The sequence below is a fragment of the Neptuniibacter sp. QD29_5 genome (assembly GCF_047778125.1).
Taxonomy (GTDB): Bacteria; Pseudomonadota; Gammaproteobacteria; order Pseudomonadales; family Balneatricaceae; genus Neptuniibacter.
The window spans coordinates 32,977-48,237 of the sequence record NZ_CP180556.1; the positions used below are offsets into that span (position 1 = coordinate 32,977).

The 15,261-nt window shown below is 45.6% G+C and carries 14 protein-coding genes; 5 read left to right on the forward strand and 9 right to left on the reverse strand.

The genetic code is table 11. The features are described 5' to 3' along the window. The first annotated feature begins 29 nt into the window (after nucleotides 1-29). Nucleotides 30-2,420 (forward strand): Lon protease family protein, encoded by a 2,391-nt coding sequence (locus ACMXYR_RS00160; RefSeq protein ID WP_415902429.1) that lies wholly within the window; start codon nucleotides 30-32, stop codon nucleotides 2,418-2,420. A gap of 189 nt (nucleotides 2,421-2,609) precedes the next feature. Here the strand turns inward: ACMXYR_RS00160 and ACMXYR_RS00165 are convergent, their stop codons facing one another. From ACMXYR_RS00165 to ACMXYR_RS00175, 3 genes are all read right to left on the reverse strand, one after another. Next, on the reverse strand, nucleotides 2,610-3,716 hold the full coding sequence (locus ACMXYR_RS00165; protein WP_415902430.1) for an LbtU family siderophore porin: 1,107 nt from the start codon (nucleotides 3,714-3,716) through the stop codon (nucleotides 2,610-2,612). Between the two features lie 206 nt (nucleotides 3,717-3,922). Continuing rightward, a complete protein-coding gene (locus ACMXYR_RS00170; RefSeq protein WP_415902431.1) occupies nucleotides 3,923-4,555 on the reverse strand; it encodes a hypothetical protein in 633 nt (210 codons plus the stop codon). Continuing rightward, complete coding sequence (locus ACMXYR_RS00175) at nucleotides 4,533-5,075, reverse strand: gamma carbonic anhydrase family protein (RefSeq protein WP_415902432.1); 543 nt, start codon at nucleotides 5,073-5,075, stop codon at nucleotides 4,533-4,535. Before ACMXYR_RS00175 ends, ACMXYR_RS00170 begins: the two co-directional genes overlap by 23 nt. A 118-nt stretch (nucleotides 5,076-5,193) precedes the next feature. On the opposite strand from ACMXYR_RS00175, the gene prlC reads away from it, so the two are divergent. The 3 genes from prlC to ACMXYR_RS00190 all read left to right on the forward strand — a co-directional run bounded on the left by prlC (nucleotide 5,194) and on the right by ACMXYR_RS00190 (nucleotide 8,522). Continuing rightward, a complete protein-coding gene (prlC, locus tag ACMXYR_RS00180) occupies nucleotides 5,194-7,230 on the forward strand; it encodes an oligopeptidase A (protein ID WP_415902433.1) in 2,037 nt (678 codons plus the stop codon). 5 nt (nucleotides 7,231-7,235) lie between these two features. Continuing rightward, nucleotides 7,236-7,505 (forward strand): YheV family putative zinc ribbon protein, encoded by a 270-nt coding sequence (locus tag ACMXYR_RS00185; RefSeq protein WP_415886406.1) that lies wholly within the window; start codon nucleotides 7,236-7,238, stop codon nucleotides 7,503-7,505. Between the two features lie 156 nt (nucleotides 7,506-7,661). Beyond that, entirely contained in the window at nucleotides 7,662-8,522 is an 861-nt protein-coding gene (locus ACMXYR_RS00190) for a DMT family transporter (RefSeq protein WP_415902434.1), read from the forward strand. Between the two features lie 14 nt (nucleotides 8,523-8,536). Here the strand turns inward: ACMXYR_RS00190 and znuB are convergent, their stop codons facing one another. The 3 genes from znuB to ACMXYR_RS00205 are packed head-to-tail and all read right to left on the reverse strand — an operon-like array spanning nucleotide 8,537 to nucleotide 10,592. Continuing rightward, nucleotides 8,537-9,325: a zinc ABC transporter permease subunit ZnuB gene (gene znuB / locus ACMXYR_RS00195; protein ID WP_415902435.1), complete on the reverse strand. Its 789-nt coding sequence runs from the start codon at nucleotides 9,323-9,325 to the stop codon at nucleotides 8,537-8,539. Beyond that, nucleotides 9,325-10,134: a zinc ABC transporter ATP-binding protein ZnuC gene (gene znuC, locus ACMXYR_RS00200; protein ID WP_415886409.1), complete on the reverse strand. Its 810-nt coding sequence runs from the start codon at nucleotides 10,132-10,134 to the stop codon at nucleotides 9,325-9,327. The genes znuB and znuC overlap by 1 nt, the downstream gene beginning before the upstream one ends. Then, complete coding sequence (locus ACMXYR_RS00205; protein WP_415902436.1) at nucleotides 10,104-10,592, reverse strand: Fur family transcriptional regulator; 489 nt, start codon at nucleotides 10,590-10,592, stop codon at nucleotides 10,104-10,106. Before ACMXYR_RS00205 ends, znuC begins: the two co-directional genes overlap by 31 nt. A 66-nt stretch (nucleotides 10,593-10,658) precedes the next feature. Between ACMXYR_RS00205 and ACMXYR_RS00210 the strand changes: the two genes are divergently transcribed. After that, entirely contained in the window at nucleotides 10,659-11,543 is an 885-nt protein-coding gene (locus ACMXYR_RS00210; protein WP_415902437.1) for a zinc ABC transporter substrate-binding protein, read from the forward strand. On the opposite strand, the gene ACMXYR_RS00215 is transcribed toward ACMXYR_RS00210, so the two are convergent. The 3 genes from ACMXYR_RS00215 to ACMXYR_RS00225 all read right to left on the reverse strand — a co-directional run bounded on the left by ACMXYR_RS00215 (nucleotide 11,544) and on the right by ACMXYR_RS00225 (nucleotide 15,234). After that, complete coding sequence (locus tag ACMXYR_RS00215; protein WP_415902438.1) at nucleotides 11,544-11,972, reverse strand: response regulator; 429 nt, start codon at nucleotides 11,970-11,972, stop codon at nucleotides 11,544-11,546. A 126-nt stretch (nucleotides 11,973-12,098) separates the two neighbouring features. After that, nucleotides 12,099-14,210, reverse strand: a complete 2,112-nt coding sequence (locus ACMXYR_RS00220) for an EAL domain-containing protein (protein WP_415902439.1) — start codon at nucleotides 14,208-14,210, stop codon at nucleotides 12,099-12,101. A 22-nt stretch (nucleotides 14,211-14,232) separates the two neighbouring features. Beyond that, nucleotides 14,233-15,234 (reverse strand): ABC transporter substrate-binding protein, encoded by a 1,002-nt coding sequence (locus ACMXYR_RS00225; protein WP_415902440.1) that lies wholly within the window; start codon nucleotides 15,232-15,234, stop codon nucleotides 14,233-14,235. Between the last annotated feature and the right edge of the window lie 27 nt (nucleotides 15,235-15,261).

Below are 15,261 nucleotides of genomic sequence, written 5' to 3' on the forward strand. Positions count from 1 at the left end.
AACTTTTCAGTCCGCTGCGGGAGTACCTTATGGTAACGGAAACCCGACTATCTACTGAGCAGCTTTATTTTCGCTGCGATCCAGAATTACTACCTTTCAAAAATACGTCTACGCTTGAGCCTTTTTCTGGTTTCTTCGGCCAAACACGAGCCATTGAAGCGATGGATTTTGGTATCGGCATGCGCCGTCCAGGCTATAACTTGTTTGTGATGGGTAATCCTCATACGGGGCGTTTCTCCTTTGCGATGGAGAACCTCAAAACCACGGCGAAAAAAGAGAAAAAGCCGGGCGATTGGGTTTATCTAAACAACCTAAAGGATAACCGCAATCCTTTAGCGATTCCCTTTCCTGCTGGAAAGGCTCAGCAGTTTAAGCGTGATATTAAAAACATCATCGAAGCGGTGCTGTCAGAGATGCCTGCAGCCTTTGAAAGCCCTTCGTACCAGCGTAAAAAGAGTAAAATCGAACGTGAACTCAATCGTTATTATGATCAGGCGATAGAAGGTGTTGAGCGAGAGGCGCGTGAGCATAGCATTGCGGTCTACCGTGATGCAGGCAGTATCGGCTTTACTCCGGTTGCAGAAGGGCAAGCGATGGATGAGGCGGTCTTTTCGCAGTTACCAGAAGAGATAAGGGATGGTTTTACTAAAGCGATCTCTGATCTGGAAGATAAGTTGAATGAGGCGCTAACAGGCTTGCCGCAATGGCGACGTGAGGCCGCAGAGAAGCTGAAAAATCTCGATCGAGACACCACAAGGCAGTCGATCTCTCCTTTGTTTCAGCCGCTGAGAGACAAGTACGCGAATATATCTGCAGCAACTGACTATCTTTCAGAGATGGAAACTTCGTTAGTTAAAAATTGCGCTGAAATTGTCGGCGATGAAAAGCTAATTGAGCCGTTAACTGATGCTAGCCGCCGTGCTTATTTAGAAAGCAATTATGGCGTTAATCTGCTTGTGGATAACGATAAGGTGAAAGGTGCCCCGGTTGTATACGAATCGCACCCTAGCTATGAAAATTTGTTTGGGCGTGTAGAGTACACGTCCGAAATGGGGGCTTTATCCACTACCTACAAGCTTATCCGATCTGGTGCTTTACATCGAGCGAATGGCGGCTATTTGGTATTGGAAGCGGAGAAACTACTGGAGCAGCCCTTTGTTTATGGGGCGCTAAAACGTGCGCTTAAATCCGACGAGATTCGAATTGAAAGTCCTGCAAGTGAATACGCGGGTATAAGCACGATAACCCTAACCCCTCAGGCGGTGCCACTATCAGTGAAAATCGTCTTGATAGGGGCGCGCAATATCTACTATTTGCTACAAGAACTCGATCATGACTTTGAAAAAATGTTTCGAGTCGTGGTGGACTTTGATGAGGATGTAAAAAGAACGCCTCAATCGATTAGGCATTATGCGCGTTTGATGAAAACGTTAGCCGATGAGGAGGGCTTAGCCCCCTTAACGCGTCGAGCGGTGGCGCGTTTAGTTGAGCATAGCTCCCGTCAGGCAGAAGATCAGGAGTTGCTGTCGGCTCATATTGGTGAGTTGGTTGATCTGTTATGTGAAGCTGATTTTAAGCGCATTAAAGAGGAAGATGAACTTATCAATGCAGATCATGTCGAGATGGCGCTGAGTGCGAAAGAACGTCGCACTTCTCGTATGTCTGAAAAGATCGAAGAAGACATTCTGAATCAAACGGTGTTGATCGACACCCAAGGTGAAGCCGTCGGTAAAACCAATGGTCTAACTGTGCTCCAAGTGGGTGATGTTGCTTTTGGTACGCCTGCGCGTATTACTGCAACGGTGCATCCTGGTAATCGCGGAATCGTTGATATCGAACGCGAGGTGGCCTTAGGTCAGCCAATCCATTCAAAAGGCGTTTTAATCCTATCGGGCTTCTTAGGTCATCAATATGCTCAGGACTTCCCATTGGCGATCTCTGCTAGCATCGCTTTGGAGCAATCTTACGGTTATGTTGATGGTGATAGTGCTTCGCTAGCCGAGGTTTGCACCTTATTGTCAGCGTTAACGCATATTCCGATTAGTCAGAGTTTTGCGACTACTGGATCGATCAACCAATACGGCGAAGTACAGGCCATTGGTGGTGTAAACGAGAAGATAGAGGGCTTCTTTAATCTCTGTAAAACCCGCGGCCTTACCGGTCAGCAAGGGGTCATTATTCCGAAAGCCAATGTGCGTAATCTGATGCTCAAAGAAGAGGTTGTCGAGGCCGTTAAAGAGGGGTTATTCTCTGTCCATGCGGTTGGTCATGTGGATGACTGCTTAGAAATTTTAATGGGCAAAAAACCGGGTAAACGAAAGGCCGATGGTACGTTTACGCAGCGTAGTATTAATGCTCAAGTAGTTAAGCGTTTACGGGAAATTTCTTCGGCAAAGCTAGAAGCTAAGTCGGAAAAATAAAGTGCGGAAAAACTCCTTCTAAAGGATTTAATTCCATAGGAGCGTTCCCTGCCAAAGTGATAACAGATATCATTAACAGTAATGTTTACAGAATATCTGTCTGTACAGAGTATTGTGACGACCAGCGCTGATGATTGAAGGGGGATTCAGCGTTGGTCAGTCACATTTTAACAACTCGCTAAGCCCAGCTTAGAAAGTCGTTGTTACCGCAACATTCAGGATATCGCTATCCGTGTCGCTGTAAGCTTCTTCGCGAACATATTCCGCAGTCACTTCAGCATTTTCGCCTAGAGAACGCGTTACACCTAGCGCTACACGCTTTTCAGGTAGTTCGTAGTCGATACCCGCTACATTATCGATATCTTCAGCTTCGTCAGATTCGCTGTAACCTAGGAAAAGTGTTCCGTCTGCGCCTAGGATCTGTGTACCGTAGCCAGCACCTAAATGAAGGATACTTGGCTCGCCTGCTAAATTAGATCTACCTAGCTGGATATACTCTGCAAACAGCGCCAAGTCATTCGCTTCAACCAATGCATTTACGCGCCACGCATCGATTTTTTCAGTTAGACCGCCTAGCTCAGAAAACGGACCTGCTGTGTTCGCAACGTCAGTTACATAACCTGCACCTAGAGAAACGCCATTACTGAATGTAGTGCCGAAGTTAAGACCGAAGGTATCTAAACCTTCGTTACCTTCTGCAGAGTTGTTAAGCACGTAGGTATCTAGCTGAATCATCTCATTTTGGTAGCTGAGCATCGCTAGACCTTCTTTTGCATCGAAAATGTCGAATGCAATTGGGTCTGTAAATGCTGCAGAATCACCTACTAGTAGAGGGTGAGCGGCTTTACCCAGTGTGAAGCTTAGAGGATTATCTTCGGAACCAATCACTACGTATGCTTCAGCAAGGTCTAGTTTTTCATCTGCAGATAGGTATTCGATTAACGTAGAAACTTTAACGTTTTCGTTAATATCAGCAGCAATTTCAAGTTCGAAGGTATCAACTAAAACATCACCAACGCTGTTTTCGCCATCAGTCTCAACTTGCTGTGCTAGCAAGGTTACTTCGCCGCCTACGCTAACGTTCTCAGCAAAGCCACCGTTTGATGGAGTAGCAGCTTGAGCTTCAGTTTTTTGCTCTAGCGTTTGCGTTGTTTCCTGCTGGGCAGCGAGCTGTGCTTCAAGTTGTGCGATGCGTGCTTTCATTGCCGCTAACTCTTTAGCAACATCGGTTGCAAAGGCTGGTGTTGTTGATGTCATTGCTACAGAAACCAGCGTGGCGATAGTTGTTTTTTTCATGTTGTTCCCTTCTTTTTAAAAAGCGTTCTAATCTAGTACTGCTTACTTCCTGAGCCAAATAGATATCCACAGGTGCTTTTAAAGCAACGGATATTGCATTTCACTTGCTGGAAATAAGGCTCAAAATATCAAGGAGGTAAGATTTGGGGGGGATACTAGTGTTATTGATAATTATTATCAACTAGTGTTTTGATTATAACCAACAACTACTCTTCAGGATCAGCGCCGGTTAACCAGTTATCCACAGGCGTAATCCAAGCGGGTTCAGCGTTAGCGCCAAACCAAGAGTCCACAGCAAAGGCTTGCTGGTTATCTAGCTGAACGATGGTAGCACTGTTATGGGGGGCATTTAATGTGAAGGGGCCGCGGTGAACATTTCCGCCTGGTCGGTGGAAATGTAAGAGGTTCATCTGTTGTAAGATTAAAAGATAACGCGTGGTATTTAGGCTTTCAGCGACACAATCTAATTGGTTTGAGCCACTAATAAAGGAGGTGTTATTGGCTGCTTGATCACCGAAAGTCCGTAGCTTCGGACCTGTTATTTTTTCAAATAGACCGATGCCTGTAGCGATTTTTAAACGCTCTTTTTCAGCGGTGGTTGCTGGTGGTGAGAAATGCTGACGAACTTGATCTAGCTCGTCAGCATCAAATTGAATTGAAGATCTTCGATCGCAACCAAAGCTTTTACAGAGGGAATAGCTTGCGCCCTCTTCTGTATAGGATATTTCTACCTTATAGGCATCAACCCAAGCGGTAGGTGAGTTTTGGATGTTGTAGCCACAACCGCTTATCAGCAGTGTGGCTAGGATCAGATTGTTAGCCAGTGTAGTCCTCTTCAAGGTGCTTATCCTTAAGCTTCACGTAGTTTCCTGCAGTATAGCTGAAGAAAGAGCGCTCTTTTTCTGTGAGTGCACGTTGTTGCTTTGCAGGGCGGCCAACATAAAGGTAACCGCTTTCTAGCTTCTTACCCGGTGGCACTAGGGAGCCCGCGCCGATAATGACTTCGTCTTCAACAATAGCGCCATCCATAACCATCGCACCCATGCCTACTAAAACTCGGCTTCCAATTGTGCAGCCATGAAGCATCGCTTGGTGGCCAATGGTGACGTCATCACCGATGATCAATGGGAAACCGTCTGGGTTATAGGGGCCAGCATGGGTAATGTGTAAAACTGAACCGTCTTGCACGCTGGTACGTGCGCCAATACGAATGCGGTGCATATCGCCACGGATTACGGTGAGTGGCCAGATCGAGCAATCGTCACCAATCTCGACATCTCCAAGCACAACCGCGCTAGGATCAACAAAAACTCGCTCTCCTAGTTTGGGAGTGAAGCCTTGATAAGTACGTACATTCATAATTATTGCTCGCTAGAAATTGGGAAGTATCTATTATGAAATAGCTTAGGGGAATTGAAAAATTAAGATTTAGTCCCATGTAATAGGAACGATATCTCGCCGATGGAGCTAGCTTTATATGAGTAACCCAATGCTTGAACCACAGTTGTTACCAGCATTTAGTCAGATTAAACCTGATCAAATCGAAGCCGCAATCGATCAATTGCTGGCAGACAGCAGAGAGACGGTAGAACGCATTCTGCAGGAGCTGTCCGTACCTAGCTGGGATTCTCTAGTTGCCCCACTCGAAGAGATGAATGACCGTTTAGCTAAAGTATGGTCGCCTGTTTCGCACATGAACTCTGTGGTGAACAGTGATGAGCTTCGTGATGCCTACAATGCATGCTTGCCAAAGCTGTCTCAATACTGGACAGAGATGGGTCAGCATCAAGGTCTCTACCAAGCATTTAATCAGCTTGCTGAAAGTGAGCAATTTCTCCAGCTAAGTGAAGCGCAGCAGAAAGTCGTCAACAACACTCTACGTGACTTCCGTCTATCAGGTATTGCCTTAAATCCAGAAGAGCAGCAGCGTTACGCCGAACTGCAACAGAAGCTGTCTGAGCTGACGACTAAGTTTTCTGAAAACGTAATGGATGCCAGCGATGACTGGAGCAAACTACTGACTTCAGAGTCTGAGCTTGCGGGACTTCCGCCTATGGCGTTAGCGGCAGCGAAGCAGATGGCTGCAGCGAAAGAGAAAGAGGGTTGGTTGGTGACACTGGACTTCCCTTCTTATCTCGCAACGATCACCTATGCGGATGATCGTGAACTGCGTAAAGAGATATACACAGCCTTCTCTACCCGCGCATCTGATCAGGGACCGGGCGAAGGTAAATGGGATAATACTGACGTTATTTCTCAGTTATTAGAGCTACGTTTAGAGCTGGCGCAGCTGCTCGGCTTCGGTAACTACGCTGATTATTCGTTAGCGACCAAAATGGCTGAAAATACCGATCAGGTTGTGCAGTTCTTAAATGATCTTGCTGAGAAAAGCCTACCCGTAGCTAAACAGGATTTTGAGCAACTGTGCGAGTTTGCGAAAGCTGAATTTGGCGCAGAAGATCTGCAAGCTTGGGATCTAGCTTACTACGGTGAGAAGCTGAAGCAGGCGAAATACTCTATTTCTGAAGAGCAGATCCGCCCTTACTTCCCTCTTCCCAAAGTACTAGAAGGTCTGTTTGCGGTTACTGGTAAACTCTTTGATATCGAAATGCGTGAAGTCGATGAGTTCGATCGTTGGCATGATGATGCACGCCTATTTGAAATTAGCCGCAATGGTGAAGTGATCGCCCGCTTCTTTATGGATCTGTATGCCCGTGAGAAGAAACGTAGTGGCGCTTGGATGGACGATTGCCGTGTGCGCCGTCGTCTAGATGATGGTTCTCTGCAGCTACCAGTGGCTTATCTGGTATGTAACTTCAGCTCTCCAGTAGGTGATGATCCTGCTCTACTGAATCACAATGAAGTGACCACCCTATTCCATGAATTTGGCCATGGCCTGCATCATATGCTGACCCAAATCGAAACGGCTGACGTAAGTGGTATTAATGGTGTGGCTTGGGATGCGGTTGAGTTGCCAAGTCAGTTCTTAGAGAACTGGTGCTATGAGCCAGAAGCGCTGGCGTTGATTTCTGGTCACTATCAGACAGATGAAACGCTACCACAAGAGCTGTTGGATAAGATGCTGGCGGCACGTAACTTCCAGTCAGGCATGATGATGGTACGTCAGTTGGAGTTCTCTCTATTTGATTTCCTACTGCATCGTGATTACCAGCCGGGAGAAACGGTTGTTCAAGAGGTGTTGGATAAAGTACGCAGTCAGGTGGCAGTGATTACCCCGCCATCCTTTAACCGCTTCCAGCATAGCTTTAGCCATATTTTTGCGGGCGGTTATTCTGCAGGTTACTACAGTTATAAATGGGCAGAGGTGCTATCGGCAGATGCATTCTCCCGTTTTGAAGAAGATGGCATCTTTAATACAGATACTGGTGCAGATTTCCGTAAGAACATCCTAGAAATGGGCGGTTCTCGCGAGCCGATGGAGCTGTTTGTAGCGTTCCGCGGTCGTGAACCGCAAGTTGATGCACTGCTTCGCCACAGTGGAATTACAGAGTAATTAAAATGACTGTTATTAAACGATTTATAGCGGGTGCTGTTTGCCCACGATGCGGTGAGATGGATTGTATTCGTACTTACCGTGATGAAGAGCGTGAGTACAAAGAGTGCGTGCGTTGTGATTACGAAGATTCCATGCGTTTAGATGGTGAGCCAGATACCGCTGTGGAAGAGCTGGAAACACGCGTTAATCGTGAGAATAAGCCTGAAATAGAGGAAGGCGCACAGCCTCTGATGTTTACGGCGAACCCCGGTGCTAAGCGAAAAGACCACTAACAACAAGATAGGGGCTATTAAGCCCCTATTTTTTTGAATCTTTTAGTCTAGTAATTAGATGCCTGCATACCCAGTCAGATTGACAATGATCTCGTTTGCGAGGGCTTATCTGGTATGATCCCGCACTTATCACTTTCGGTTTAAAGTCCCTGAATCATGTCTATAACTGCCGTTCCCATCGCTATTCGCTATATGCTGCTATCTGCGCTTGGATTTGCCTTGATGGCTGCCTGCGTTAAAGCGGTGTCGGGTTACGGTATTCCGGTTCTAGAGATTGTGGCGGCAAGGGCTTTAGTATCGCTAGGCCTGAGTTACTTGGATGTAAAACGTAAACGCATCTCTATTTGGGGGCAGCATAAGCCGCTCCTGCTGGCGCGAGGTATCGTTGGTGCGTTAGCGTTAGTTTGCGTTTATTACTCAGTCACGACCTTATCCTTGGCTGACGCAACGGTATTGCAGTACACCTATCCGGCATTTACAGCCGTCTTAGCGTTGCTGTTTCTGGGAGAACGGATCAAGCTAGCGACGATGTTGTGTATGCTGCTCAGTTTTGTCGGGGTTATTGTGATGATGCGACCGGGTGAAGCGGGGTTAATTGGCTTGCCGATGTTAAGTCTATTAGCTGCGTTAGCTGGGGCTTTAGGTAGCGCCATAGCTTATGTGATCGTGCGTAAGTTGAGTCAAACGGAAGATAGCTCTGTCATTATCTTTTATTTCCCGCTGGTGGCGTTACCAACCTCGTTACTGCTTTTGGGTGGTGACTTTGTTATGCCGGGCTTGGATGCGTTGTTATTGCTGCTGTTAGTAGGTGTATTCACGCAAGTTGGGCAGATTGGATTAACTAAAGCGATGGCAGCAGAAGAGGCGGGTAAGGCGAGTGCTTATGCCTATGTTCAGGTTATCTTCTCTGCGATTCTGGGGGTGATCTTTTTTGAAGAAATTCCGACTTTGTGGACGATTATTGGCGGCTGTTTGATTCTGACAGGTGCGTTAATCAACGCCTTATGGAAGCGTTGATTAACATTATCAGTTTATACAGCTCGGCGTAAAGGAAGTGCGTAGAGTAGAACAAAGATAAGTAGGGATACCACCACAACTGATGGACCGGCAGGGGTATCGAAATGCCATGATAGCCCTAAGCCTCCACCCACTGACAAACTACCGACGACAGCGGCACCAATTGCCATCTGCTCAGGACTTTGGGCTAAACGCCTTGCTGCGGCTGCAGGAATAATCAGCAATGAGGTTATTAGCAGTAAGCCTACAATCTTCATAGCTACTGCGATAATGACAGCAATCAATAGCATCAGAGCTAAGCGAGTCCAGGCAACATTAACCCCCTCAACATGGGCAAGCTCTTCATTGATAGTAATTGCCAATAGAGGTTGCCAGAGAAGTTTTAACAACACTAGTGCGAGGAGGCCGCCTCCGTAGATCCAATAAAGATCTTCTACACCGACAGCAAGCAGGTCACCAAATAGGTAGGACATCAGGTCTACCCGAATTTCCAACAGTGACACGGCAACTAAGCCAAAAGAGAGCGAACTATGGGCCATGATCCCTAACAAGGTGTCTGTAGCTACCATTCGCTGCCTTTGCATCGCGACTAGGATGAGGGCGAGGGCGACACAGCAGAAGATCACGGCTAGGTTGAGGTTTACTTGCAGCATAAAGCCTACTGAAACCCCGAGTAGAGCGGAGTGAGCTAAGGTGTCACCAAAATATGCCATGCGGCGCCACACCACAAAAGAGCCAAGCGGGCCAGCAATCGCAGCTACACCAATACCACCTAACAGGGCATATAAGAGAAAATCAGGCATTAACAACCGCCCTTACAATTATGATCAGGAATAATGTCGCCATGATCATCATGACGATGATTATGATGATGGCTATAAACGGCTAGCTGTTCGCTGCCTTGAATGCCAAATAGCTCAGTAAAGGATGGATCATTGGTGACTTGCTCAGGATGACCAGAACAGCAAATATGATGATTAATACAAACTACATGATCTGTAGCCGCCATCACGAGGTGAAGGTCGTGACTGACCATTAATACACCACAGCCACGTTCATCACGAATACGCGCAATCAGGTTATAAAGCTCAAGCTGACCGTTAATATCAACCCCTTGCACAGGCTCATCTAACACCAGTAGATGAGGATCACGAAGTAGGGCGCGGGCAAGCAAGACACGCTGCATCTCACCGCCTGACAGATTATGTACTGCTTGCTTAAGTAACTTTTCAGCGCCAACATCGGTTAGTGCTGCCAGTATTTTTGCTGGGTCTTTACACTGAGTTGTTCGCAGGAAACGATCAACGGTTAAAGGGAACGTATTATCGATCTGTAACTTCTGTGGCATGTAGCCGATGCGTAGGCCATCTTCCTGCCACAAACTACCACTATCAGCTTTGAGTAGGCCTAGCACTACACGGACTAGGGTTGTCTTACCAGCACCATTAGGACCAATTAGTGTTGTGATGCAGCCACGGTGCAGCTCGGCGTTAATATCTTGTAAGACGTGCTTTTGACCAAAGGAAAGGTTGATATTTTCGAGTTTGATCAGCGGCTCATGTGTATGTGGAGAGGGACTCACTAGGCTGCACTCTGCTGACAACTTGGGCATATACCCAGCACTTCAATAGATTGTTTCTCGGGTTTAAAACCTAAGCTATCTGCTTGTTTTTGGATATCTTGGCTAACCTTCTGTGTATCAATTTCTACCGCGTTATTGCATACACGACAGATCAGAAAGGAGCCTTCATGCTGATCACTTGGATGTGGGCAGCCGATATAAGCATTCAGCAAAGCGATACGGTGTACTAAGCCTTGCTCCTGTAAAAACTCAAGCGCTCGATAAACCGTAGGTGGAGCTGAATTAAAACCAGCAGCGGCTAGTTCGGGTAGAAGCTCATAGGCACCAAGAGGTTTATGACTTTGCCAGATAGTCTTTAAAACCAGCTCGCGAATAGGCGTAAAACGTAGGTTACGCTCATTACAAAGCGAGCGTGCATCTTCCAGTGCTTGCTCAATGCATCCATGATGATCATGTTCAGGATGAAAGGCTAGATCAGTGTGCGCCATAGCATTCTTACCTTATAAGTTTGTGTTATATTGTAACCCTTAATCTTCAGAGATGTATTGCGAAAGATGAAAAATATTACCTTACTTTTTTTAACGCTTTTTGCTGCGAGTACAGCGGCTGCTGATCAACCGATTCAGGTGGTAGCGAGTGTTAAACCATTACAGCTAGTTGTTGAAGGTGTAGTTGGTGAATTGGGGGAGGTTGATTCCCTGATCCCAGCAGGTAGCTCGCCGCATCATTACTCGTTAAAGCCTTCTGATTTACGCAAGCTGCATGCTGCTGATTTAGCTGTTTGGGTTGGTCCTGATATGGAGCAGTTTTTAAGCAAAACATTGGACAGCTCCAAAGTACCAGCAGTACAGCTGTTGGAAGGTTCAGGTGAAGCGCATCACGATCATCATGACCACCACGATCACGATGAGCATGATCATCACAACCATGCTGTTGATCCTCACGTTTGGATGGACCCGGTAAAAATGCTGAAAGCTGCGGCAGAGATCAAAAAAGCCCTAGTTAAGCTTCACCCAGAACAGGCAGAGCAATTAAACAGCAATTATCAACAATTTGCGGCAGATATTTTGGCTATGGATCGTGCGATTCAAACCCAGCTAGCACCTGTAAGAGAGAAGGGTTTTATCGTATTTCATGATGCCTTTGCTCCTTATGTTGAGCATTATGATATGAATCAGCGTGGCTATTTTACGGTTGATCCCGCACGTGCGCCTGGCGCGAAAAAATTACAAGCGATTCAAACCATGCTTAAGAAAGATCAAGTAGGTTGTATCTTCACTGAACCGCAGTTTGAAGCGAAGGTAATTAAGCGTATTGTGGCTAAGCAGCCGGTGAAACTGGGTAAGCTAGATCCACTAGCGATCGATATTACTTCTGAGCAGGGATATACAGGTTTCCTCAAGCAACTCGCGAACAATATTGAAACCTGCTTACGATAACTAAGCGTAAGAGATCTCTACAGGATGCTCGAGTAGGTCGTTAATGCGGGCACACAACGTTGAGGGTTGATAGGGTTTTACCAAATACCCATCAACCCCGACGGTTATGCTTTCATGGATTAAATCGGCCTCGGCATGAGCGGTCAGCATTACAAAAGAGACCTTTTCTAGGCGCTGATCTGCTCTGATGTGGCGCAGTAACTCCATACCGTTCATCTCAGGCATATCCCAATCGCAAATCACCAGATCAATATTCATCAGCTTTAAGCGTTTTAACGCTTCTTGCCCGTTAGGGCTTTCAACAAATTTGCGGAACCCCATATCTTTAAGAGTGGTACGTGTGATCATGCGCATGGATTGCATATCATCGACGATCAACACTACAGCTTTTTCTGGCGGTACAGTGATTTGGCGTTTTCTACGAGTCATGAATCAAAATTCTACGATAAAGCCTATGATATAGTTGAATATCTAACATGATAATACTTGGCTTTTTGATTGGCCCCAATAGTCATAAATATTAAAATTTGTGCGTTGCCATCTGCATCTATCTCTCTAATGCTCTTCTAATTCACATCTCTGGTGTAAGTTTAAGTACTGTTGTTCAAATTCATGAGCGGCCATTGGCTGGCCAAAAAGAAAGCCTTGTGCCTGATTACAGCCTTCTGTTTTCAGTATTTCTATTTGATCCTGTTGCTCTACACCTTCTGCGATGACCGTTAGTTTTAGGCTGTTACCGAGAGCTATAATTGCTTGGCAGATGGAGTAGTCATCGGACTCTTCATCTAGACCGTCGACAAACGACTTATCAATTTTTAACTTGGTTAAGGGTAAACGTTTCAAATAGGAAAGTGATGAATAACCGGTACCAAAATCGTCCAACGCGAAGCGTAAACCGAACTGCTTTAGCTGATTTAGCTGCTGAATAGCTTCCTCAGGATCATTTAGGACGCAGCTTTCGGTGATTTCCAGCTCAAGTAGTTGAGGTGGGAAACCCGTTTGGGTTAGTACGCTTTTTACCTGTAGAGGTAACTGCTGGTGTTCTAATTGTTTTGCCGAAATATTTACTGCAAGTAGTAGGTCTGTTACTCCCTGATCTAACCATGCTTTTACTTGTTGGCAAGCCTGCTCTAAGACTTGAGTGCCTAGTTGCTGGATTAATCCTTTCTCTTCAGCTAACGGAATAAATTTATCGGGTGTGATTAACCCTTTTTGAGGGTGGTTCCATCTTACTAAAGCCTCGACACCGACCAGTTTATGGGATGAGATATCAAATTGAGGTTGGTAGTAGACGGATAACTGTTTTAGCTTAAGCGCTTCTCTTAGGTCTCCCTCTAACTCAAGCCAAGTAAGTGCATGTTTATTCATGCTTTTGTTATAAAAGTTAAAACAATTTCCCCCAGTTTTCTTAGCTTGATACATAGCTGTATCGGCATTTTTCATCAGCTCAATGGCTTCAGTTCCATCATTGGGATAGATGCTGATACCTATACTGGCATTTAGATATAAAGAATGACCATTGTAATTATAAGGGGTTTCTAAACTGGCGATTAATTTACGGGCGAGCTCGGCGGCATCATCAAGTTGATAGAGTGGGTCGATGATGACGGTAAATTCATCTCCACCAATACGAGCAAGTAGATCCGATCGGCGAAGGGTTTTATTAAAACGCTTTGCCATCTCCACTAAGACTGCATCGCCGGTGCTATGGCCGAGAGAATCATTGATCTGTTTGAATTTATCTAAGTCGATAAAAAAGATGGCGGCCAAGGTTTGATGGTCATGACAGCGCTGTATAGTTTGTTCCAAGTTGCGCATAAACAACGAGCGATTCGATAGGCCTGTAAGGCTGTCCTGCTCAGCTAATCGTTTTAACGTATGCTTTTGTTTTTCTAATTCAGAGGTGCGTCTATGCACCTCCGTCTGCAGTTGGTCGATAGAAACAGTGCTATGTTCAAGCTTTTGGGTCATCTCGTTAAAGTGGACGGCTAGGTTTCCTATCTCATCACTATGTTCTGCTTCAATACGACAGCCGGTATTACCTTGGGCAAGTTCCTGAATCCCGGCTTCTATCTGTTCTAATCTACGACGGAAAAGGCGCAGAGTGAGGAAAGTCGCAATTGCAATCAATATAGCCAGGCTCAGTAGTACTAACTGAATAATTGCGGCTTTTTGTTTTATGTACTGTTGTGCATTAGAAAGAGAGCGCTGTTCTAGGCGAAAGCTTTCTTCACCCATACTCAGTAGTGTTGTGTCTAAGCGATCTAGCAGGTAATTGTGGCTGTTTAATTGATTTGCCGATAACTGCCGAGAACTATGTACATGGGTCATGCGTTTGTAGAGTGAACTAATACTCTCATTTTGGTGGCGTAAGCTTTGAATATAGGTTTGTTCATCCTGCCCAAAAGGTTCTAATTCATCTAAATACGTCTGCAATTGCCTTTGAATACGAAAGCCCTTCTCGATAGATTCGAGGTCTTTATAGCGTTCATGCAGTCGAAATTGGCTTCGAAGGGCGTTAGTTTCCACTTGGATGCGTGAGATGGCATCTATACGCTGAAACAGTGATGTTCTGTGAGCATCCATCCAACCTAAACCAAGCAGCATGCTTAAACAGAGTAGGATAGTGAGTAGCGTTAATATAATCAGCCGCGTTCTTATGGTCATGGCTTAAACGTTTTCCTCATATTCACAAAGATGATGCGTGGGGATCTATCTTTTGCAGTGCAGTTGCATCAAAAAATTGGATAAAGTCAGGGGTTGTATCACTGATAACTAATTTTGATTCAATAGCCCAACGTGCCTGCTGTTCGATCGAACTTACTTGCGATTGATTCAATGACAGTTTGAAAAGGTAGTCCTGCCAGATCCAATCAATAAAGGCCTGACTCAATTGCAGCTTTTCCCGCAGAATCATCTGAGATTCCTCAGGGTGTTCTGCAATAAAGTGTACGGCTCTATTTAATGCCGCTAATACTTGTTGTTCATTTGCAATGTTGTCGGTATCTCCCTTTAGCCCTACCAAATTAAAACTGAGGTTATAAAGTCCTTTGGTATCTAGAGGGCGAGCAGGATTGTTTTTGTTAGACGCTGAGGTAAATGCGTAAGGCTCCCAAACGGATATGGCTGAGACCTCTCCTAAACTTAGTACTTTGGGTAGGTCTACTACGCTGTAGTGCTTGGTCGATACTTTATTGGGGTCTACGCCAGATAGGGTGAGCCAAGTATGTAAGAAGTATTCACTTGCACTGCCTTTAACAATACCGACTGACTTTCCTATGAGGTCTTTAGCTTGGGTGATTCCACTACCTGATAGGCTCATTAGCTTGATGTCATTGTCAGACTCTACGAAGCTACTGAGTACAGTAAAGTGATCATACTTAAAGCCATTGAACATAATGACCGAATTGGAAGAGGTTGCTAAATCTACCTCGTTTTTTAGCAGTGCTGAAAAGCACTTAGTGCCACCAGCCAGAGGGATTAGCTCGGCATTGATCCCTTCAGCTTCAAAGAAGCCCTTCCTATCTGCAATATAGAATGGGGCAGATAGTGGGGTCGTTGAGACTGCAATCTTGACTGAAGGCAGTGGTTCTTTAGTTAAGATTTTTGAGTCAGTTGATTGATACCCGAAGAATAAGATAGCAACAACTGCGATGGCTAAGGCGATACTCGCCTTGATGAATCCATTCATGTTGGCCCCAAAACACTATAACAGTGG

Excerpts from the sequence above, each read along its gene's own strand:
- ACMXYR_RS00205 (WP_415902436.1), bottom strand. The coding sequence starts at position 10,592 with ATGGCGCACACTGATCTAGCCTTTCATCCTGAACATGATCATCATGGA.
- znuC (WP_415886409.1), bottom strand. The coding sequence starts at position 10,134 with ATGCCCAAGTTGTCAGCAGAGTGCAGCCTAGTGAGTCCCTCTCCACAT.
- ACMXYR_RS00160 (WP_415902429.1), top strand. The coding sequence starts at position 30 with ATGGTAACGGAAACCCGACTATCTACTGAGCAGCTTTATTTTCGCTGC.
- ACMXYR_RS00190 (WP_415902434.1), top strand. The coding sequence starts at position 7,662 with ATGTCTATAACTGCCGTTCCCATCGCTATTCGCTATATGCTGCTATCT.
- ACMXYR_RS00185 (WP_415886406.1), top strand. The coding sequence starts at position 7,236 with ATGACTGTTATTAAACGATTTATAGCGGGTGCTGTTTGCCCACGATGC.
- prlC (WP_415902433.1), top strand. The coding sequence starts at position 5,194 with ATGAGTAACCCAATGCTTGAACCACAGTTGTTACCAGCATTTAGTCAG.
- ACMXYR_RS00215 (WP_415902438.1), bottom strand. The coding sequence starts at position 11,972 with ATGACTCGTAGAAAACGCCAAATCACTGTACCGCCAGAAAAAGCTGTA.
- ACMXYR_RS00225 (WP_415902440.1), bottom strand. The coding sequence starts at position 15,234 with ATGAATGGATTCATCAAGGCGAGTATCGCCTTAGCCATCGCAGTTGTT.
- ACMXYR_RS00175 (WP_415902432.1), bottom strand. The coding sequence starts at position 5,075 with ATGAATGTACGTACTTATCAAGGCTTCACTCCCAAACTAGGAGAGCGA.
- ACMXYR_RS00210 (WP_415902437.1), top strand. The coding sequence starts at position 10,659 with ATGAAAAATATTACCTTACTTTTTTTAACGCTTTTTGCTGCGAGTACA.
- znuB (WP_415902435.1), bottom strand. The coding sequence starts at position 9,325 with ATGCCTGATTTTCTCTTATATGCCCTGTTAGGTGGTATTGGTGTAGCT.
- ACMXYR_RS00165 (WP_415902430.1), bottom strand. The coding sequence starts at position 3,716 with ATGAAAAAAACAACTATCGCCACGCTGGTTTCTGTAGCAATGACATCA.
- ACMXYR_RS00220 (WP_415902439.1), bottom strand. The coding sequence starts at position 14,210 with ATGACCATAAGAACGCGGCTGATTATATTAACGCTACTCACTATCCTA.